The 22,718-nt window shown below is 57.6% G+C and carries 10 protein-coding genes; 1 reads left to right on the top strand and 9 read right to left on the bottom strand.

Going from position 1 to position 22,718, the window contains the following annotated elements; translation table 11 throughout:
• Positions 1–74 precede the first annotated feature (74 nt).
• From AB7M22_RS30190 to AB7M22_RS30180, 3 genes are all read right to left on the bottom strand, one after another.
• Positions 75–770: a hypothetical protein gene (locus AB7M22_RS30190; protein ID WP_454188692.1), complete on the bottom strand. Its 696-nt coding sequence runs from the start codon at positions 768–770 to the stop codon at positions 75–77.
• 56 nt (positions 771–826) lie between these two features.
• The gene (locus tag AB7M22_RS30185; protein ID WP_454188691.1) at positions 827–1,633 is read right to left on the bottom strand and encodes a hypothetical protein; all 807 of its coding nucleotides are present in this window, start codon (positions 1,631–1,633) and stop codon (positions 827–829) included.
• 173 nt (positions 1,634–1,806) lie between these two features.
• Positions 1,807–2,478: a hypothetical protein gene (locus tag AB7M22_RS30180; RefSeq protein ID WP_454188690.1), complete on the bottom strand. Its 672-nt coding sequence runs from the start codon at positions 2,476–2,478 to the stop codon at positions 1,807–1,809.
• Positions 2,479–2,769: 291 nt separating this feature from the next.
• On the opposite strand from AB7M22_RS30180, the gene AB7M22_RS30175 reads away from it, so the two are divergent.
• Entirely contained in the window at positions 2,770–3,381 is a 612-nt protein-coding gene (locus tag AB7M22_RS30175) for a MarC family protein (RefSeq protein WP_008011223.1), read from the top strand.
• A 69-nt stretch (positions 3,382–3,450) separates the two neighbouring features.
• Here the strand turns inward: AB7M22_RS30175 and AB7M22_RS30170 are convergent, their stop codons facing one another.
• The 6 genes from AB7M22_RS30170 to cobG form a co-directional block, all read right to left on the bottom strand.
• A complete protein-coding gene (locus AB7M22_RS30170; protein ID WP_454188689.1) occupies positions 3,451–10,467 on the bottom strand; it encodes a TcdA/TcdB pore-forming domain-containing protein in 7,017 nt (2,338 codons plus the stop codon).
• A gap of 134 nt (positions 10,468–10,601) precedes the next feature.
• Positions 10,602–17,687 (bottom strand): TcdA/TcdB pore-forming domain-containing protein, encoded by a 7,086-nt coding sequence (locus tag AB7M22_RS30165; RefSeq protein ID WP_454188688.1) that lies wholly within the window; start codon positions 17,685–17,687, stop codon positions 10,602–10,604.
• Positions 17,688–18,264: 577 nt separating this feature from the next.
• Entirely contained in the window at positions 18,265–19,968 is a 1,704-nt protein-coding gene (gene cobJ / locus AB7M22_RS30160) for a precorrin-3B C(17)-methyltransferase (RefSeq protein ID WP_454188687.1), read from the bottom strand.
• On the bottom strand, positions 19,968–20,699 hold the full coding sequence (locus AB7M22_RS30155; protein ID WP_030128260.1) for a precorrin-2 C(20)-methyltransferase: 732 nt from the start codon (positions 20,697–20,699) through the stop codon (positions 19,968–19,970). The genes cobJ and AB7M22_RS30155 overlap by 1 nt, the downstream gene beginning before the upstream one ends.
• On the bottom strand, positions 20,699–21,325 hold the full coding sequence (locus tag AB7M22_RS30150) for a precorrin-8X methylmutase (protein ID WP_454188686.1): 627 nt from the start codon (positions 21,323–21,325) through the stop codon (positions 20,699–20,701). Before AB7M22_RS30150 ends, AB7M22_RS30155 begins: the two co-directional genes overlap by 1 nt.
• Entirely contained in the window at positions 21,318–22,640 is a 1,323-nt protein-coding gene (cobG, locus tag AB7M22_RS30145; RefSeq protein WP_454188685.1) for a precorrin-3B synthase, read from the bottom strand. Before cobG ends, AB7M22_RS30150 begins: the two co-directional genes overlap by 8 nt.
• Between the last annotated feature and the right edge of the window lie 78 nt (positions 22,641–22,718).

The raw sequence follows: 22,718 nt of genomic DNA, 5'->3' as shown, positions 1-22,718 counted from the left end.
CAGATATTTGTTTGCACTTGGACAGTGCAGGTCATTTTTTCAGGTATCAGGGATTGAACACCCCAAACAACTGCCTACTCATTGGTTTTTAGCGAGTGCACGGCCTTTATAAGCTCCTCACGAGCAGGTGCAACTGCCATAGCAACTCTCTTGCGCCACGGCTCAAAGGCCGTCGAATCCAGCACCGAAATACACCCGTTGAACTCGATCTCCCCGACGAGATCGTTTGTTCGAAAGATGTGTTCAATGATTGAGTTCGGGAGCGTTTCACGGGTTTCGAAACTGAAGGTCAAACAGATTAAGCGCGTACCCGCCAAGACAATACCGACCTGCAATCGGACGCTGGTCAACTTCGAGGCCTGATCCTCAGCGACCGAATACTGGCGCAGTTGAGTGCGTACTGCACTCTGTGGCGGTAGTCTGGACAATTCGACCCGCGCACGGTCAATGGCTTCGACATATGGGCTGGAAAGATAAAGACTGACTTTGGATGCCACTATTTGACTTATCGTCTGGCACGGCTGCTTCGAATCAGGTTTGAACGAACCGCCGAAATCCTGAAGACGCGACCAGCCAAACTGATTAAGTTGCGAGCGATACAGTTCCCACCACTGCTCATACTCGGTCAATGAAGGCAGCTTGGCCGCCGAAGCAAGTTGCATATATAAAGTCGAATCGAGCACATCATCCCGTACGCTTTGATTCAGTTCATGTGACAGCAACAAAATGCTTCCACCAACAGCAAACATGTCGTAGTTTAAATTCAACATAAGCGTTACTTCTTGGACTCAAAAAAAACCGGAGGCAAATACCTCCGGTTCCATTGTTACTTACCGGCTAAAATGGCCTGGAATGCTCGCTCATCCAGCTCATCCAGGTAGGCGTTTACCGCCTCCTCCCTTTTCGCGGGATAATCTTCCTCATGGATGACCATGTACGCAGTGTCCTGGTAGACGTTGACTTCAGAACTTTTCCATTCAAAGAACAGCACGCCACCGTCGTTGCCAGGCTCCGAGGAATAATTGACAGCCGCCACAGCCATGTTTACGTAACCTTCCTTGTCTTGTACGCCGGAGGCTATTCCAAAACGACGCCCCTTGTCTTTCTCTACAGAACGATTGAAAAGGGTGAGCGCTTTTTCGTCCTGGTTGAGAGTGCCAAGGGTATCGGAAACCAGAGAGGGGATACCGACTCCTCCGGCGACGCCCTTGACGATACTGCCAACAATATCGACCACTACATTCGCCATGGTCAGACTTTGTGTTTTCTTTTCATACTCCTTGGAAACCTGGACAATTTTGGTCCATTTCAACGATGTAAGAACTTGTACCAAAAACTGAAATCGCTCCTCCATCTGGTTTTTTTCGGGGTACTTGTTGGTGGCCATGATCTCGGCAAACCGATAAGTATTGAGCGTAACTTTTTTGTTGCGGCGAGTCATGCCTTCCAACAAACTGACAATATTAGGCCCATCGACCACCGCTTGAATATTGTCAAGGTCGATCAGGTTCGACCCCGACTTTGCCGAAAAACCCGCCATACGCAATTTTGCCTGAGAGGCGGGATATTGCTTGATCAGGCCAGTAATTAATTCCGCCTGCTCCGCATCATTTAAAACAGTAACTTGATTCATTCTTCAACATTCCTTTGTTATTAATATGAGCCAACCCGGCTCAGAAACAATACTATCAAAGCCAACTTAAAAACCACAAACAATGAACACATACAAATAATTACAACGCATAAATAATCAAATATCCCTACCACAAGTCGCCTAGTGGATGGCACCGGACAGGCTCAGTTTGATCAGTTGCCCGATATCAGATCGATAAAATCCTGATCTTCCAACTCATCCAGTGCGTCCTGCAGTACCTGGCGGTTTTTTTCGATCTCTAGTTTCCGAATAGTGAACTCACGCACCCTGATATCCAGTTGTGCCATCGAGAGTCCGACGCTCCAAAAGCCAGTAGACCAGTCAAGTTTAAGAAGACGTACATGACTCACGAATATTCCCAACGAGCCATCCGGGTTAAGCTCGACGGGCAAAATCTCAAGCTCAGCAGACTCTCTCACTCTTGCGGCGAAGGAACCTTTCAACACATCGTCGCGCCCCAGCAGATCTAAAGCGTTTACCAGGGTCGCAGCCTTACGACGCCCGACCTTCCTGGACATGACATCCAGATACGCCTCCGTGACACTTCCGGAAAATTTCTTGTCGATTACTTCCACCAGTGGCTGATCAAGCCCCCAACCGATAGACCAGAGTACTCCTGAGTAATATTCGAACCACTCAGCAGCCTGTTCGACGCTATTGTATTTTTTGCTCGCGCGGGCCTTTGCATATCTAACACTGTTTTTTATAAACTGTTTATCCTGCTTTGAAAGCTCGCCACTAAAACCCAACAAACTGTTATGTAAAACCGAAGCACTGTTTTTCGGCGCAATCGTTTTGGTATTTTCTTTCAACTCATATTCCATTTAAAACCCCTGCCTACCTGGCTTTTTTTGATTTTTTGATATGTTCAATCTTGTCCACAGAAGACTTCTTGATCCAACACACTAACAAGAAAAAATCAGGCCACTCAATTGATGAAGAACAACATTTGATGTCCGCCCGCATTGATGCAAGAGTGGCCGCGCGGTCATGCCGGCGTGCATTAATTGAAAGGCGCCCGGCAGCACGGCGTGGACGGGCGCGAATTGAGCGAGCCGACAGACCTTGTAGCGCCTGATAGACTCCCCACGACTTCCCTCGCCAGTGAGCTTGCCATGCTCCACGTGTTATTCAGCGTTTACCTGAAGATGCTGGTGCTCTACAGCCCATTCTTCGTGTTGTCCTGCTTCATCAGCCTGACCCGCGGCTATTCGCGTAAAGAGCAGCGACGCCTGGCTTGGAAAGTGGCAACCGCCACGCTGGTCTCCAGCGTCTTGCTGTACCTGTTCGGACGGGTCATTTTCAGTGTTTTCGGCATCACCGTGGACGCGTTCCGCATCGGCGCCGGCAGTGTGCTGTTCATCTCGGCGCTGGGCATGGCCCAGGGCAAGTCAGCGGTACAGACCGACAATGTGCAGCAGGACGTGACCATCGTCCCGCTGACCATTCCGCTGACCGTCGGCCCCGGTACCATCGGTGCTCTGCTGGTGATGGGCGTGAGCCAGCCCCACTGGGATGACAAGCTGACGGCGATTCTCAGTATTGCGCTGGCCAGTTTCACGGTCGGCGTGGTGCTTTATCTGTCCAACCGGATAGAACGGATTCTGGGCGATCAAGGCCTGCAGATCGTCAGCCGCTTGATGGGATTGTTTGTCTGCGCACTGGCGGCACAGATTATTTTTACCGGGGTGAAGGGCTATCTCGTACCTGGCGCCAGTGCCTCATGAAAAAGGCTGCGGGGGATCAACCCCGCAGCCTGCCGTAGACCCTTGGAGACTGATTGTCCGCTTACGGGACTACGTCTCGAGTGCCTTCTCCAGCAGTTTCACCAGATCAAGACTGACACCCTCCTCCAGGTCCAGCATCAGCTCCTCAAGGGTGACGAACAGCTGATCGCCGGAAACATTGATCAGCAGATTAAACGTGTTCCGCGATACCGTTCCGGCGGAGTCGACATTTCGAAAAATCAGGCTGCGCCCATCATCTGGATCGGTCAGCAACAGATGCCCCTCGGCCAACGTGATCCGCCAGTGATCCATAGGCGGCAGTTGCACGAGCAATTGACGCTGTCGGGGCGCTGGCTGATGGAAGTCGATAATCAGGGAGTCGAGCCGTAACCAGGCGGCTTCTGATATCTGGCATGTCATCTGGCCTTCGAGTCCCAGCACCAGAATGGTGACACCGTCCGGAATGAGCATCAGCAAGTCCTCGATGTTGTCCCGGGTCTGGATCGTCATCACCTGGGCCGTCCGACTCACCATGTCTGCATGCATCCAGACATCATGGTCCGGCACCAGCCACGCACCGTTTCTGTTACTGAACACCTCGCGGGTGACGGTATTGTGCAGTAGCGCAATTTCGCCATCGCGCGCGCCCAGATAAGCAGGCCAATGCCCATTGGTTTGTACGGTCGAGTAGTACAGGCGCTTGGCACCTGTGTCATACCAGGCAAAGAGATCATCGAATCTGCCTGCGGTCAAAACGGGCGCGCAGAAGCGGCCGGCAATCAACTGGAGCAGCTTGTTTTCCCGCGCCTGCCGGGTGCCAAGACCAAAGAAGAAATCGCTTTCCACACCGACGATACGAGGTGCGTCACCTTCAAACAGCTCGATCCACACATGCTCTCGGGTCAAGCCACGCAATCCCGCGCCTTCGGGTGCGATCCGGGTGAAAGACCATTGCGCAGCCACCCGCTGCATTGCCGGCAACCGATCTCGATGCAACAGGCGCGTGCCATTGGCAAAGGCCGCCGCAAACGCTTCGGGCTCCATGAAGGGCTGACGATAGACCTGCCCCGAGGCCGGATCCCATAACCATGCAGCCTCTTTGTCTGGGGTCTGCGCCAATAGCTGTACGGATTGACCCGCCCTCATATCGGCAACCAACATGCGTCGTTCCAGGCACCAGACACGCAGGAACGCATTGCCGGGGACATTCTGCACACCGGACACTTCAAAACCGTCGGTAGCCGTCTCTTCGGCAAGTGCCACAACGCTCGTGTGCCATTCAAAACCGTCACCGGCGGCCGATGCGGCCTGTGCCAGCCAATCCTTGTTCAGCGCAACCAGCCGCGACTCATCAGTCCTGCTCAGTTGATACAGCATCCCGTTCCGGGTGAGCGCAATGTGGCGCTGCTCCTGGAAAAACACCTCGACCACCTCGTGAGGCAGAATCTTTGCAGCAGGCACGGATGGCTCCTCGTTCTGCACCGTCACCCGCTGTCGGTAGAGACTGCGATGAAGCTGATCAAAGAACAGGAACGTATCGCCGTCGGCGTCCTGGGTGTTAAGTAAAATCAGATTGCCTGAGCCCGCTTCCACGTTCGGCCGGATCACGAGCCCGTCATCGCGTCGCAACCAGAGATTGATGGGATTGCGAGAATCGTCATGCCAATAGGTGATCGAAGTCAGCGGGGCGCATTGATAATCCACGACACTCACTGCATCGAAAGGCGCGAGTTTCTCGTCGCGTACCATCAATTCGTAATCCCAGAAGAAATACGAAAGGGAGACTGTGCTCTTGCGTTGCAGCAATGCCTTCTGACCCTCGGTCAGTGGGCCAATGACAGAAAACAGCGAGAGGTCATTTGCGCCGAGCAGGTAAGTCATCTTCATGTCACGACCGTTACGCAGCACGACTTTCTGAACGATCCGTATCAACCCTCCCTCCAGTTCCTGGAAGGCCGAAATCCTTGAGCCCGGCACTGGATCCATCAACCGGTAAATCCGGTTGACCTGCCCGGTGGCCACATCCGTGCGCCAGATCAGAACTTCGTCGGGGACATAGTAGTATGCGTACTTGTCGACAATGGCGCCCAGGCAAGCGGCTTTCTGATAGGCCGGATCCAGGCCACGGACAAACAGGAAACGGTCTTCGTTGCGGTCGTATTGGGCCGTGGTGTAAACCGGTTCGAGGGGATCGCTGTAGGGGACAGGAAAATCCCGGACAGCCGTGTAGCGACCGGCCAGACGCAGGGAACGCGCGTGCTCGCGCAGGGACGCCTGTGCAGCGGAAGCATTATCGCCCGAGCCGATCGAGATCTCGGAGATGAGCAGCCCCCCTTGCTCCCAGTCCACTTGATACGACTGCTTGTCCAGTTGCACAAGCAAAGGCGACTTGTCAGGGACATGGACCTGGATCGCGCCCAACTGCACATGAGCGCCTTCAATTTTCACGTCGCTCTCAGCCAGCCAGGCTGCACTCAATGCCCAGGACATCGACGGCGCATCATCGTACTTTGTCAGCGTGATCGCCCGCACACCTTCGGCCAGCATCACCGTACATTGCCCTCCCCGTCCCAGAATTTCGTAGGACAGAAAATTGTGCAGCTCTCTTGGCAATTTCGGCACGTGGAGAAAGCGGTTTCTGCGATCCAGTACCACGTTGATCAACGTCTGCGAGTAATTGGGTACCAGTTGATGCAGCACATATTCGCTCGGGAACCTGTAAAAACTAAACCAGAACTGGCGCTCCCCTTCACTGTCGTTCTCGAGTTTCAGCGCCGTTTCAAAATGCTCCCTGCGGGTGGTCGAAAACGGCAATGCCTTATAGTCGAATCCGAAGTAGCAATGCGGCATGCACGGGAGCACGACGACATCAAAGTCTGCGGCATCGGGAATCGCGCTTTCGTATGCATAGCCGAGTGACTCACGGATGCTGATCGACAATGACCGGTCCGGATTGCCCTGCGGCGGATGCATTGCATCGGGAATGGCCGCGTAAATATTCAGTATGCCGCCGTAACGCAGTAGCCGTGCGTCGAGGTCCAGATGTGTGACGACGACATAGGGGCTGATACACAGCGCATCGTCAATCCGCGAATACCCGCCGCTGCGATAACCCTGCTCAATCAGGTTCAAATATTTGCCGACCTGATGGGCCCGCTCCAGTATTCCGCTGAAACCTTCGACCAACGCGCCGATGCCGACCGCCAGCCCCCCCAGGATGACACTCGCCCCTCCCAGAAACGCAGCCGCGGTGCCGGCACCGAGCAGGGATGCGCCAAGCCCGCCAAGCCCCGCCACCAGGCCTGCGGAATCGAACGCCAGTTGGGTTGCGAACTGGGCAATCTGAGCTTCGCTCTCGGCATTGGCCAGCAGATAAATATCAAAGCCGACCGCAGCCAGTTGAAGAATATTGCCCACCCCCTCATTGGCCACATGCCCCAGGGCATTGATCACCACCGAGGAGGTGGTTCTGGCGACCAATAGACTGTCGGTGAACGCGATACGTACCAGATTGATCAGTTCCACAACATCCACCACGAGGCCATGGGTCAGTTGTGCATAGGACAGATAGCCATGCAGGCGCACCGCAGACGTCAATGCCGTTGTCCCACCTTCGGAGGACTCCCGATCCTTCAGAGCGAACAACAGGGCTTGAATGGCGAATCCGGCGTTGAGCGTATGAACGGCCCCCGCATCGGTCGGATCAACCACACCAGGGCGGGGCGCTTTAACCGACAGCGTCTGGTAAATGTCTGTCAGGTGAGACTTGATGGTGTCCAGAAGCAGGTCATTGGTCACGACCCTGCGGGTCTGACCGGCATCCCTGGCATTGACCAGGGTAATTTCACGCAGGCCTGTCGCACCGGTCTTCAATGACTCAAAGACCGGCACAAAGTCACGACTCAACTGATGCTCTGCCTGCAAGCGAATGGTGGCGCTTTCGATCTGTTGCGCCCAACCCTGGGCGTCCAGCCGAGCCAGGCCATCACCCAGCCGGGCATTTTCCGACAATGAACGGGCACGTAATGCCGCGTGATGCTGCCAAGGCTCGATTGACCGTCCGCCGGCCATCTGCTCGCGCCTCAGTAAATCGCCGACAGTCACCCGCGAAGGCAAAGACTTCTCGGCAATGCTCGAACCATTGAGATCGATCACATCGAAAGCCAGGTTCGACATCTCGCCGAGGCCATAGAGCCTGGCAATCACTTCATCCTGCAAAAAGTTGTTGATGCCTTGCTGCAAATCCTCTGCTCGCCTGAAAGCATACAGGCCGAAGTTGGGGTCATAAAATCGATAGGATGTTTCACCCTGCTCCACGACCTTGCTCACCAGCATCGAGTGATTGTCAGTGTTGAGCATCAAGCTACCAGTGGAGGTTTTCGCTTCCAGCGCCTGCATGGTCGCGCTCAGATTCACGGCCGCCGTTTTTTCGCCGAACTGCGACATGGGAATGCCGCGCAACTCATCCAGAACATGAAGCAACGCATGGGTTTGAGCGGCGTCAGGCGCGAGGTTGGCAATCGCCAGTTTACCGATCAAGGCCCGTTCTGCCGTGTTGCCACTTTCAAGCGCTGCGGCCATGACCAGCGCCAGGGGATAACAACGCCGGCCCGGATCACCACTCCCGCGGACCAGCAGCTCCTGCGGCAACTGTTTGACAGCGGCGGCCCCGGCCTGGAAAAACCGTTCACGGACTGAATGCCCTCTCTGCAGAATCGACGCCCGGTATTCGTTCCTGGTCGCCGTTTCGATCCTGTGGACGTGCTCCCCCCACTGCCGCACGCTCAACGGTGCGGCAAGGGCCTGGGCCTTCAGTACCCGCGAGTTTTCTGGCACCTGCCCGGACTGGGATGAAGCATTGCGCCCGGCTTCGAACATCGCCGGTCGCCGATTGAACAGGGTCTGCTCGATCAATTCGTAACGTGCGAAAAGCCCGCGATCCTGAGTGCTTTCGGCGAGGGCGATCGTTTCCTTCCAGGCAGGTGCGAACCCCTCCTGATCCAGAGTAGGTGCACCGAACAGGCCGCCAAACACGACACGGTGCAGCGGGCTCAACTGCTCAGCAGGCAACTTGCCGCCGGCGATACGCGCCAATGCCTCGTTCATATTGCCAAGCGACTCGGCGCCTATAGATTCCGGAAGTTTGCTGGTAGGTTGCGCCAGGATTTGCTGTCGTGTCTCAAAGTCGAGGGCGATGCGATCGTTGAACGTGATGTCGCCGCTCAACTTTTCATTCATCGCGCGCATGAAGGGTTCGCCCAGATCATCAAGCAGCTGTTGCAGCACCGATGTCAGCAACACGGGTTTGCCTTCGATCACCGGCCAGCCTTGTTTGAAGGTCAGGGTCTGCGCCTTCAGCAACTCCGCAAGATTGCCGGTGTATCGAGCCTTGTATTTACCGTCGCGCCAGTTTTGCCGTTCTTTCTCCAGCCACTGTTCAGGCTCTTTAACATTTTCCACCCAGCCACTGATCAACTCTTCTTCAGTCGCCCGGTTGTACCCGATTTCTACAAGTCGAAGCCTTTCCCTTACCTCGGCGCCCTTTTGCGCAATGCAGTGGGCATCCATAAAGTCCTCAACCCCCCAAATAGCGGCGCCGGGACCGGTCATTGAGATGGTGCTTCGCGCCAGTGGGTCTATACCGTCGCGATGGTAGTCCGCTAGAGCGGAGACATAAGCCAAGCGACCCGATGCCGAATTGGTAACCCGGTCATTATTCGCGCCAACAATTTTGCCTCCGATATCAATTACCGCATTACGATCCCATTGTTTTCCAGAGGCTATTAGTTCCTGCTCAACCTTGGTCAGAGTGTCGTAATTACTCCGAATTCGCCTCATGATCGAATCAACCATTCCTGACTCAGGATGGGCCATGATAAATGCGTTCATTTCCGTGCCTACCGGTGCCCCCAGGCGGACAGCACTTTCTGGAACGGTGAGCCCTTTCGTCACGGCGAAAATGTCAGCGACCTCAGGATTGCTTTCGGCAAATCGGGTCAGAGCCTCTAGATGTTCAGGAGGTAAATGATGTGCGTAACTCTTGTACCTGCTTTTGTCACGACCTGGCATCAACGTCGGATTTTTATCCAGCAATAACTGCAACACAGCCAATTTTTGTTCGAAGCTGAATGCCTTGATGTTTACTTCACCCATCTGCTCGACGAGTAACGGCAGATAATCAAGATCGCTGTAATTCCCGCCCTCCAGACTTGTCGCCTGAAGTCGCACCACATCGGAAGCCGCGGCCAGGTTCCCGCGAAAAGACACTTCACGCTCGTATACGTCCCATAGAAAATGCGAACCAAATGCCGCACGTGCATCGCGCACTCGAACCTGTTCGCCCGCCATCGCCATGTGGCTCTCAAGGTATCGGGCTTTCGCCGCTTCAAGCGCCGTCCGATCTTGCCCATAAGCTTTCACCAGCAAATCGATACGGGCATCATCAGCCTTGATGCCTTGTTTTTGCGCTGCCTTGATGTGCTCGAACATCTGTTGGCGCAGCACCACTACACGCTTCTCGATCAAATCGACCAGTTTGGCGGCACTGCTCAGCTCTGTCCCGCCCGACTCCATGGCATGCGCCTTGGCGGCCTGAGTAATGATCCGGTTGGTATCAAAAGCCATCAGCGCATCAGGGTCATACCAAAGATTCAAGGTATGTCCGTCTTTGCTCAGCACTTGCTTCCAGATATTGAAGTAGTCGCGCTGGTTATCCCCGAACAGAGCGCCACCCACCCATACGAAATGCATGTTTTTCGGCACCGGTGGATGGACTTTGGCAAGTATTGCTACCGTCTTTTCGATCCTGGCCACATAAGCTTTGGTGTCGGCATTGGCTTTGCGAAGCGTGTCGGTCATCGGCCCGGTTTTTTGCCGGATCAGCGAGGCAAGCGTTTCCAGGAACAACTTTGCCGGCGCCAATTGATCAGACAGCCGATCACTTTCACTCGCCGCCGTATAATACCGGTTGAGTGCGGCGTGTTCTTCACTGCCTGCAAACTCACCGAGGTCACCGGAGAATCCGGATAAACCTATAGCCGTGACAAAACCTTGCCCGGTATCGGGCAACTGCATCAATTCACTCATAACGTCCCTGTTCATAATGTCCCTATTGGATTAACTCTTGAAACTCAGGCACAAGCGAACCCCCTCAAGTAACTTCAGTTCCTTGAGGGGCACATCGCCCAATCGCTTTTCAAATCGCAGACAACAGCCGGTAATCAACCCACCAGGCTGCTTTCCAACTCAACAGTCGATACCGTTAGAAGTTCACCCAGCGTTGCACTGTCATGCAGGCTCTGCCGAGTGACCAGCCTCTGCACCAGTGTCGAAACGCTATAAGGTCGATGCCCTTCGAACCCGAGCAAGACTTCGCCGCGCAAGTTGAAATCCGTCGCATACACTTCACGAAAGATCACACTGTGCCCGCTGTCCGGGTCAATGATCACCAGGTGTTCCTGAACGATGCTCAGCATCAGCTTTTCAGGATTTTCCAGCTCCCAGATCAACTTGCCGGGAATCGTTTGCGCATTGCCCAGCGAATGCCGGCAATCGAGAATGACCGACTCAAGCCTCAGCCAGGCAGCCTTCGACAGCCGGTAACTTACCGCACCTTGCCCCATGCGCAGGATCAGGGTCGTGACATCGTCCGGCATCAACGGCAGAACATCGTCGACTTTCATCTGACCTTCAATAACCATGACTTCGGCATTACGCCGGACATAACTGAGTGGTCCCGCATGCCCCATGTCCGGGTAGGTCAGCAACATTCCATCCTTGTCTTCATGAAGCAACACGTTGGTCTGCTGTTGCGTTCCCAACAGCTCGAAGGACTCCGGAATCGCGACCTTTGGCACCCGAATCACACGTGCGGTATCGACTACAAACCACATCAGACTGCCGACGTCCTCTACCGACAGCAGCGCGGCATGAGGTTGGCTGTCCGTCAATTGTTTGAGGCCTTGGTACGGTCGCTCCCCCTGAGTCATGACCCATTCATGGGTGACGCCGGTGATCAATGCCGGTTCTCGATAACGTAGCTCGAACACCACGCCTTCAAGTGTGGTACCTCGCAGCCCGGCGCCCTCAACCGTCACCTCGGCAAACTGCCAGGGCGCCCATTCACGCTCGGCGGCGGGTAGCGCGTCGGCCACCAGCAATCGCGAGCCTTGGCCGAACGCAGGCTCCAGCCTCTGCGGAGCGAAGAACGCCTGACGATAGACTTCGCCGTTCGAAACATCGAATAACCAGGCCGCCTCGCTATCAGGGGTAACGCCGAGCAGGCGCACTTCTTTTCCATGGCCCAGATCAGCCAGCAACAATCGATTGCCGACGTACCAGGCGCACAACCTCGCATCACCGCTGAAGTTGCTCAGGCCGACCAGGGCAAAACGCTCGGCTGCGTGTTGCCGGGCAAGCGGTTCCAATGCGGACCACCAGTGCATCCGATCCTTGAACCACGACTCGCCAAGGCCGCCCAGCTCCAGATATCCCTGGGGCGTCAGGTTGAAAAACAGCCCCTGCGACGTCAGCGCCAGGTACCCACCTTCGACAGCCACAACATTCTCCAGCTCCCCGGGCTGTTCCCACGTATGGGACCAATGCCCTTTGCCCGCCACCAGGGTGCGCTGCTTGCGGCACAGCTGCTGCTTGAGCCTGTCGTAGATGACAAACACATCGCTGCCGTCCGCCGGTGTGAGCAGTGTCAGATCAGTCATGTTCTTGATCGAATCGGCCCAGCCGCGCCCACGATGAAGCCATGGAGAGGGACGGATGATCAGGTGGTCACTGTGACGAACCCAAGCCATGTCCCGTGTGTTCGCTTCGAACGTCCAGCAGACCGAAACAAAGGGCGCCGGCTGCCAGTCGACAGTGACAAAGGCGTGATCGGCAGTGACAGGCGTAAAGGGGTAATAGCGGCCCAGTACCTGCGACCAGTCGACCAGTGTGTCGCTGGCACTGAAGACCGACTCCAGCGCCGGATCCATGTCGCGGGTGACCGAACTCAGCAGCAGTTGCCCGTCATGGATCACGTAGACCAGTACATCGCAGCCCTGATTCTCGCGAGCGATTTCCTGTACGACGTGAATCACCCCCTGCGCATCTGCCTCGACGCTCGTGATGGTGGCTGCCGGGTTTTTGAGCAGCAACCGATAACGGTGACTGAGCAGCCCGGTTACCGCGTCGACTTGCCATATTTCGTAATTCTGCGGTTCGTAGAAATAGGCGTAGCCGCTTGCCACCGTCCCCAGCAGTGCTTCATCGGCGGCCCCTACCTCCTCGCTACGGATGTACAGGAAACGATCCTCCTTCGCGTCGTACCAGGCCGTCGTGTACCGGGGCTCGTCCGGTTTCTCGAACGGAATCAGATAGTGGTGAACCGGCGTATACGGCATCACCAAACGATGTTCTCGAGCCAGAACCTTGAAATGCTCCTGCAACGTCTGCCGATCCATACCCGATGGCACATCCTGCTCGACGAGGCTCATCTGCTGTTTTGCGCGTGCAAGCTGGAACAGCTGATTGTTGGCGATCCGGATCAGGACGTCGTGAAGACCTCTGCCTGTGAACTCCACCTTGACGGTGCCGATCTGCAGGCCCGCCGGCCCCCCCAGAACAACGTCTTGCTCGCTGGCCCAGGACGCCTCCAGCACCCATCGCGAGGTACCGCTGGCTGAGTCGAGTGTCAGACTCACCCCAGGATTGAGCACCAATGCGCATTGCTTGCCGGCTCCCCGGATCTGATAGGTGACTTTTCCGTGCCAGATCGGCGGCAGAACAGGCACCACCAGTGAGCGCTCGACGGCATCGAGCAGCACATTGATCACTGTTGGTCGATAGACCGGGAACAGGCGATAAAGGATGTACTCGCTGGGAAATGAATAGAAGGAAAACAGAAACAGACGGCTGCCATCCGCTTTCCTTTTCTCCAGGCGTCGGGCCGTGTCGAACCCGGTGTCATGGCGCAGCGTAGCGAAGGGCAGCGCCTTGTACTCATAGCCATAACAGGTTTGCGGTGTGCAGGGCAGCACAATGACCTGCCCGGCGGATGGAGTGAATGTTATGTGACCGGGCAGACCCAGTTCTCGACGAATATTGATCGCCCGCTCGTAATCGCCATCAAAGGTCGGCACCCCGAAATGATCACGCAGCGGGTACAGCTTGGGGCTGTCGAGCAGCAGTTTGCCGGCGACCAGATCCAGCGTCTGAACGATCAACGACGAGCGCGTTATCCACGCGTCCAAAGCGCTGTCGAATCGACAGGCTTGGCGATGGGCCTTCTCGATTTCATCGAAAAACAGCCCGACCTGTTTGGCTTCTTCGGCAATGACAGCAAAACCCTGAGCCAGTGCCGCCACCCCCACCGCCAACCCTGCCAGAATCACCGCAGCCCCGCCCAGAAACGCCCCAGCGGTTGTGACGCCGACAGCATAAGCCCCCACCGACAACACCAGACTGGCCGAGTCGAAAGTCAGTTGCGTCCCGAACCGGGCACGTTCGACATCGCTTTGCGCAGTCGCCAACTGGTAGATGTCGAACCCGACATTCGCCAACTGCAACAGTCCCCCTGTCGCTTCGCCCACGCTCGGCCCCACAGCCGCTCTGACCACTGGCGCGACGGTATGGGCGATCAGTTTCTCTTCAACCAGTGCCTGCCGAACCAGGCTTACCAGACCCGCTACATCGACCACGTTGCCATGCACCAATTGCGCGTAATTGACATAGGCGTGTAACCGGACCGCCAGGGTCAGCGGCCGGTCAGGCCCTTCCTGCCCTCTCAATGCGTTCATCAGCGCTTGTATGGCGAAGCCGGCGTTCAGGGTGTGGACACTACCAACATCGGTGGGATCGACAGGATCGCCCGGGGCGGACGATTTGTTGGCCAAGGCTGAAAAACGTTCCGAGAGGTAATTTTTAATGCGTAAGAGTCGATGGTCCTCGGTGATGACTCGTACCGCATGCTCAGGGTTTGCAGGGTCGATCAGGTTCATCCGGTACGCCCCGTCCGGCATGACCTCCAGGGTTTCGAACAGCGGCACAAGCTGTGGTGCCAGCTGATTCTGCTGCCGGAGGCGGGTCGTCACTTGCGCGATCTGTTGCGCCCACCAATGACTGTCCAGCGCCAGCAGACAACTGCCCAGACGAGGGTTACTCATCAATGATTGTCCGCGGGCACTGGCCAGACGCTGCCTGACCGGGCGTTGCGACTGTCCCGCCAACGTGCCGGGTTGCAGCAGTTTCGAGACCGGAGTTGCCCCAGGCAATGCCACTCCCGACACCCGCGCGCCTTCCAGTTCGATCAGATCGAAGGTCGGACGCGCCGCATCGCCATAGGCCGCGTAATGCCTGGCCATCCCCTGCCGGAGGAAGAACTGTTCCAACGCCTGTCTGAACAGGGTCGGATGCTCGAACTCGAATACGCCAAAATTCGGATCGTAGAAGTGATAAGTGCTGCGTTCGCCCTCGATGGTTTTGGCCACCAGCATGGCGTGATTATCGGAGTTGAGCATCAGCGTACTGGTCGCAGTTCTGGCTTGCAGAATGTTCACGACCTGATTCAGATCCGAACGCGCCAGCGCGTTGCCCACCTCGCTGATCTGCACACCGCGCAACGCCTCCAGGCTGTGCAGAAAAATCGCCGAATCGTTCCCCTCAGGCTCGATAACCCCCAGATAGAATCGCTCACGCAGAATGTAGGCCGCGGCCTTCCCCTCCGACAAGGCTGCCGCCATTACCAGCGCCAGTGGATAACAACGTCCACCCACCCTGTCACCAGCGCCCTGTAGCAGTAAATCCTGCGGTACCAGCTTGACGGTGCCCGCATCAAAACCGTCCAGAACAGCACCGAGGTGCTCGACAATCTGGTCACGGTATTCAAGTTTCGCGACCTGCTGGATTCGGGCGACCTGCTTGCCCCACTGGCGCAACGTCAGAGGTTGCTCCAGCGCATTTTTCTTCAGCCCCAGGGCGGTTTCGGAAAGCGCTGGCGGATGATCGAGAGGGCTGGCAAGCCCGGCCAGAAACGCCGGGACCTGACGTTGATACAGTGCGTGTTCGATCGTCGCGTAGCGGCCCGCCGTCCCTGGTTCGCCGAAGCTGTTGGCCAGGTTATCCAGCTGCGGGCGAACCGCGTCGAAGCTGCGATTATCCAATGCTTGCGCACCGGTCAAGGCACCGAGCAGCAGACGCTGCATGGGGCTCAACCGAGCGACTTCGACAGTGCCCTTGGCGAGTCCACTCAGGAGTGTATCGAGCGACAGCTGTTGCGTCTGCGGATCGCTCAACGATGCAGGCGGCAACGCAGCGTCGCTTTGAGCCAGGATCGACTGACGCTCATCGAAGCTTAGTGGTATGGCCTTGTCGAAGGTCACCGCACCGTTATGGCCACGATTCATCATCCGCATGAACGGCTCACCCAGCTCATCGGCCAGATGTTGCAACAGGTCGGTGGACAGCACATGGCGCCCCTCGATCACCGGCCAGCCTTCCTCGAAGTCGAGGGTCCGGTATTTGAGCAACTGCGCCAGATCACCCGCATAACGGGCTTTGAACCGGCCCTCTTGCCAACGTTTTTTCTCGTTGTCCAGCCATTGCCTGGTGTCACTTTCATTCTCTTTCCAGGAGTGATCCAGCTCCTCCTCGGTAGCCCTGTTGACCGTGGCGATGACCGGGATGGCAACCTCCGCTCGCCACTCTTCGGCGGTTCGAGGCGTAAAATGCGTCTTTTCATAGTCCGCCATTCCCGCACGCACGGCCGCAGGCCCCGTCAGATAGATCGTCACCTCGCTCTGGGGGCGGATGCCGTCGCTGTAGTAGGTGGCGGCAGCCTGGACCAGAAAAGACGCTGCCAGTTCTTCTTCCGGCGACAGCTCATGCAGAGCACCGAAAACCTGCGTCGCGGCCTGCAGCGCAAGACCGCTCATGGCCTCGGCATCGGTGAGGACAATGTTTTGCTCATCGGCCAGGCGAGCGGTGGCATCGACGATTGCATAATTGAGCCTGAAACGCTCAAGCACGGCTTTGAGCATCGCTGACCCAGGGTGGGCCATCAGAAAAGCGTTGCTCAAGGTGCTTTGTTCGGCGACTGCTCGCAGCCCGTCCGGTTGAACCAAACGCTCCACCGGGGGGCAAAAAACACGACTCAGCTCGGGTTGGCTGCTGGCGAAACGCTCGAGTGCCTCGCGATGCTCCAATGGGATCTGTTCGAAGTAGTTGGTGTATCGACTGCGCAATGCCTGACGGCCAGGCATCCATTCAGGATTGCGATCAAGCATCAACTGCAGCACACCCAGGCGCGCGTCTGTCTTGAACGCACGGATATCTACCTCACCCAGTTTTTCCAACAGCGGTGGCAGGTTATCGACATCGGTGTAACTGCCGCCCTCGGCGACCAAAGCCTCGGCGCGCACAATGTCAGAGGCCGCCGCAAAATTGCCACGCAGGCTGATCTCGCGCTCGTAGATATCCTGCAAATGCAGCGGTGCCTCACCAATGGCAAGATCGCGTAGCACCAGCCCCCCCCCGGCCAATGCCGAGAGGCTGAGCCGGTTATCGCTCCTCAGGACGCTCAGTCGCACCTCATCCTGGCCGTAGGCTCGAACCAGTAAATCGATTCTGGCGTCATCGGCGCTGCCGCCGTTTTCCACCGCCTGCGTAATGTGTGCATGCATTTGCTGCTTCAGAACGATGGCACGTTCTTCATAGCGGTCGCCCAGTTCAATCGCGTCAGCACTGGTTTGCCCGCCATTGAGCATGGCGTCGGCCTTGGCGGCTTCGACAATGACCCGGTTGGTTTCATAGGCCAGCAGCGCGTCGCTGTCGTACCAGAGACTGAGGTGATAGCCCTCTGCGGCCATCACCTGCTTCCATATATTGATGTAGTCACGCTGAATCGCCCCGACGCCGCCGCCAAGCCAGACAAAATGCAGATTTTTCGGCACTTCGGTGGCAGGTGTCTTCAGTTGCTCAAGGCTGTTGTGCAGACGCGCTTCGAACCCCTCTACTTTGTTGTAGATTTGCGCCAAATCATCAGCCTCGGCACCACCATTCAAAGATGGCTGCGACTCTGCCGCACGGCGCCGGCGGCTACCTCCCTCCAAAGCCCCCAATGCTTGCTTTAGCAGCCCTAACGGCTCTAACAGTTGTGGAGAATCCAGCGAATCGACACAACCCAAGTAATAGCGAAACACCGCATCATATTGATCAGAGCCTTTGTGCGATATTAATGCCTGTTCAAAATCCACCCGTTTGAACAAATCCACAAAATTGACGTAGCCACCCGCAAACGAAAACTTAGATTCACTCATAAACAACACTTCCATTTATTGTGTACAAATAGCCGAGGCCGACTCTAGACAAGGATAATTTCACAAGCACACTCAGGCACCCGGACACTTGACCTGCTTCCAATAAGACAAAGAAAGCCCTGCGCCTCCGGGATGAGCACCAAAACCTCTTTCTCTCTGCAACGTTGTACACACACGCCAAAACTAACTAACACCAACAATGCACAACATAAAAATAACCTGCCGCCCGAGCACCATTCAAGCAACAAGGAATTCAATTAATTACCAAACAAACACTACACTCCGTGTTACAGACTTATGCACTTTTATTCGTTTACCCATGACGTACAAGTCAGAACTCCGAAAAACCCTTTATAGCCCCGACCTTATAACAAACGCCTGAAATCATGATTCGTCACACACTGAAGAATCCCGGCATCAAAGTAGAACTTCCTACAAGGCAGAATAAAAATTCTTCGTGGCAGACGACAAAATCCCACTCAAACAACCGAATAGGTTTACAGGCACAAATGCCGAAACAATCGAGGGGAATAAACGGACTGAGGTGATGGAGGCGGCCCGAGCGGGCCGCCAGGGTTCAGCAGAGGGGTTTGTTACCATACCAGCGCGGTGTGTACACCCAGTCGCCGCCTTCGGCGCGGGGGAACACACACGTGGTGGACGAGCCGATCAGCACCATGGTGCGCATGTCCACTTGCTTCGGCGTGAGCGCTCCGAGGGTAGTGACCCGCAGCGTCTGGCCGGGCCGGCCGATATCACGGCCCAGAACCACCGGGGTTTGCGGCGTACGGTGCTGTGCGACGATTTCCAGAGCACGGCCCAACTGCCACGGCCGAGAACGGGATATCGGGTTATAGAAAGCCAGCGCCAGATCAGCTTCGGCAGCCAGGTCCAGACGCTTCTCGATGATCGACCACGGCTTGAGGTTGTCCGACAGCGACATCACGCAGAAGTCATGCCCCAACGGCGCACCGGCCTGAGCAGCCGTCGCCAGCGAAGCGGAAACCCCCGGCAGAATCTCCAGATCGACGCTGTGCCAGGCCGGGTCACTCGACTCATGCAAGGCTTCCAACACCGCGGCCGCCATGGCGAATACGCCGGGATCACCGGACGAGACCACAATCACCGACCGCCCGTGGGCTGCCAGTTCGAAGGCGTGACGGGCCCGCTGCATTTCTTCGCGGTTGTCGGTGCAGTGCAGCACTTGATCCGGGCGAAACGGGCCGGCCATGCGCACATAGGTTTCATAACCGAGCACGTCAGTGGCTCTGGCCAGTTCGGCCTTCACCGCGGGCACCATCAGTTCGGCAGCGCCCGGGCCCAGGCCGATCACCGCCAGTCGACCGCGTGGCTGGCCGATCTGCGCGACGTCCAGAGGCTGTTCGGCGATTGCCAGCGCCAGATTCGCATCGACCGGAACAATCGTCGCAGCGGGAACGGCCCCACGGGCCAGCTCGCTGGCATCGCTGGTGGGTGACGCAAAGCGTAGCGGCACACCCAACTCAAGCGCCGCTTCGCGCAACGTCGAGTTGGCCATCTCCGTGACCGGCGCCAGCAAGCACGCCAGCGATTGAACGGCGACTCGCGCCTGACGTAGCGCCGCGCGAATCGCCTGGGGCAAATCCGCCACACTGGCGCTGACCGCCAACAACACGCTGCGCGGGTAGATCAACAGTTCATTGGCTACCGGCGTTCGTTCCGCGCTGCCGACATGGATCGACAAATGAGCCTCGGGATCCTGCGGTAACTGTGCTTGCGCCAACCAGGGCGCAGCGCCTTCGATGCGCACGTGTTCGCCGGCCAGCAAGTCCGAGACAAAGCGCTTGCCCAGCTCCAGATCGCCCAAGGCATAGCCGCTGGGGGGATTGAGCAGGCACGTGCCGAAACGCAGCTCACCGCTGGTGGTAATCGCCGCCGCGACGTCGAGGCCGGCGGCAATCTCGCGCGCCATGACATTCACCCCACCGAGGCCGCCGAGCAGCGGCACCACGGCGCTGCCGTCTTCGGCCACGGCCAGCACCGGTGGCTCGGCACCTTTTTCCAGCAGCAACGGCGCCAGGGTGCGGATCACAATCCCGGCGGCGCACAGCGCGATGATTGGCGTGTCCTTTTGATAAAGTTCGCGCAGGGTTGCGCCGAACTCATGATAAACACGGTCCGCGCCGTCGACCCGTTCGGCCAACCCATGGATCAATGCGCCGGGGTACAGCTGCGCAATCTTGCGCGCGGTGGCGAGGCTACCATTGCCGAGAATGACAATCGCCGGAGCGGAGTGGGCCATCAGCCTTGCCACCTTTCACCGGGAACGATGATCAGCGAGAAGTACGGCGAGGACATCGGCTCGACTTGGTCCAGCGGCACGATTTTCTGATTGGCCATGGTCGCGCGCTCGACGTACAGCGCACGCTCCGCCAGACCGAGTTCTTCCAAGACCTGACGGACCTTCGGAAAATTGCGCCCCAGTTTCATGATCACCGCCGCATCGGCATCGGCCAGTCGCCGCTTGAGGTCTTCGTGGGGCAACACGCCCGACAACACCGACAGGCTCTGATTGCGATACACCAGCGGTGCACCGAGTACCGACGCACCGCCGAGCATCGAGCAGACGCCCGGCACGACTTCGGCTTCATAGCGTTCGGCCAGACGATCGTGCAGGTACATGTAAGAGCCGTAGAAGAACGGATCGCCTTCGCAGATCACCGCCACGTCACGGCCGGCGTCCAGATGCGCGGCGAGTTGTTCGCCAGCCGCATCGTAGAAATCGCTGATCACTTGTTCGTACGACAACGGTGCCGGCAGCGCTTCGGTGGTCACCGGGTAAACCAGCGGCAACAAGGTTTGTGCGTCCTGCAGGTGCGCTTCGATGATGCCGAAGGCGTTGCCCTTCTTGCCCTTGGCGACGAAGTACGCCACCACTGGCGATTCGCGCAGCAGGCGCAAGGCTTTGACGGTAATCAGTTCCGGATCACCGGGGCCGACGCCCAGGCCAATCAAACGTCCAGGTTGCTGCATCATTCGATCTCCGTGGCGAGGGCGTTGACGGCGGCGGCGGCCATGGCGCTACCGCCCAGCCGGCCTTGCATGATGACGAAAGGCACGCCACGGCTGTCCGCCGCGAGCATCGCCTTGGATTCGGCGGCGCCGACGAAGCCCACCGGGAAGCCAAGGATCAGCGCCGGTTTCGGGGCGCCGGCATCGAGCATTTCCAGCAGATAAAACAGTGCGGTCGGCGCATTACCGATCACCACCACGCTGCCTTCCAGATGCGGGCGCCACAGTTCCAGCGCGGCGGCGGAACGGGTGTTGCTCAATTCACGGGCCAACTCAGGAACGCTGTCATCGCGCAGGGTGCAGATGACTTCGTTGTTCGCAGGCAAACGCGTGCGGGTCACGCCTTCGCTGACCATCCGCGCGTCGCACAGGATCGGCGCGCCAGCCGCCAGCGCATCACGCCCGGCTTTGCCGGCGCCTTCGGAAAATTGCAGCCCGTCGATGGCCTCGACCATGCCGCAGGCGTGGATCACCCGCACCGCGAGTTTTTCCAGATCAGCCGGGATGCGCGAAAGGTTGGCCTCGCTGCGAATGATCGCGAAGGAGTTGCGATAGATCTCCTGACCGTCGCGGATGTAATCAAGCATCAAGGGGGCTCCGTGAGCGGGCGTCGAGCAAGGCCGCGACCGCTTCAATAGTAAGATTGCGTGCGTGCAGCGCGCCGAAGCCCGGCTGCGCCGCATCGCGAAAATAGAGATCGTAGTGACCAGGTGAGACTGCCAGCAACGTCGCTGGCGTGATGTGTGCCGCCGCGCAGGAACGCGCGCAGCCAGACAGATGCACATCAAAGACTTGGCCGTTGCGTTGCAACAACGTCGCCAGTTGCAGCGCATCACCTTTGGTGTCGGACAGGCCTTTGCCGCACCCTGCCGAACCGGTGCAGGCAATCAGATGCGCCAAGGCATCGTCTGCTGAACAGCACAGGCCCAAATTTTCCAGGCCGTGGATAACTTGAGCGGCGTCGTCTTCGTGGATATCTGGCAGCAACAGGCTTTGCCAAGGTGTGAAACGCAGGCTGCCGTCACCTCGTTCGCGGGCCAGTTGTGCGGCGCCCCGGAGCATGGCGGGAGCGAGTCGGCCCAGAGGCGGTGTCGCGCCGACATAGACACGGCCGGTTTCACGCTGAGGATGAGCGCCAATGTGTAGAACACTCGGGTGCAGAACGTTCGAGTTCGTAACCCGCGACCCGCTCACGACGGGCAGTAGCGGCACACGTTCAGCCACTTGAGCGACAAACCCGGCAACCGGGTATTCGGTCAGCAGGTGGCGCATGCGCGTCTGGTCCGGACGCGCCAGATCGAGGAATAGCTCCAGCACCGCGATCACCAGCGCATGGCCGTCCTCCAGTCGCACCGCGCCCGACGGAGTCTGGGTCGGGCAACCCGCCAGACCGAAGGCCAGCACACACTCGCCCTCTTGCTCAACGGCGCTCAACCAAAGGTCGTGAGGATGCTCGAGCATTGCCAAGCCTTCGCCGCCGTCGAGTTGCACGGCAAACTTGGCGCTGAGCTCGTGGAAACGTTCGTGGCTTTGCAGGCTGGTGAGGATCTGTTCCGCCAGCGCACGCGTGTCAAAGAGCATGTGCCGATCAATCCCGGCGCTCGGGCTGAGCATCAGATTACGCACATCGTCGCCCGCCGCGGTACGCGGGCCCAATCCAACGGCGAGCAGGCTGTCGATCAGTGCCGTCTGTTCGCTGCCGATCCCGCGAATCTGCAGGTTGGCCCGATTGGTCGCCTCGATCACGCCCCCGGCAAACCGTTCGGCCGCGCTGGCCACCGCTTCAGCCTGGGCAGCGCTGATCGAGCCGCCGTTCAATTTGATCCGACAGATTCCGCCATCCAGCGCCGGGACGATACGCAGCAACCCCGGGCAGGCCGAGGGGCGTAAGGCGGTAGACATCGGGCGTTCGTTCAAGGGGGCGACCGGCTGTGTGGGAAAGGCGCTTCGTGGGCGAAGGCGCGGTATTATGCCTGCTTT

This window comes from Pseudomonas sp. ADAK2 TE3594, from assembly GCF_053628675.1.
The sequence above is the reverse complement of the archived record's forward strand: the minus strand, read 5'-3'. Positions and strand labels throughout refer to the sequence as shown.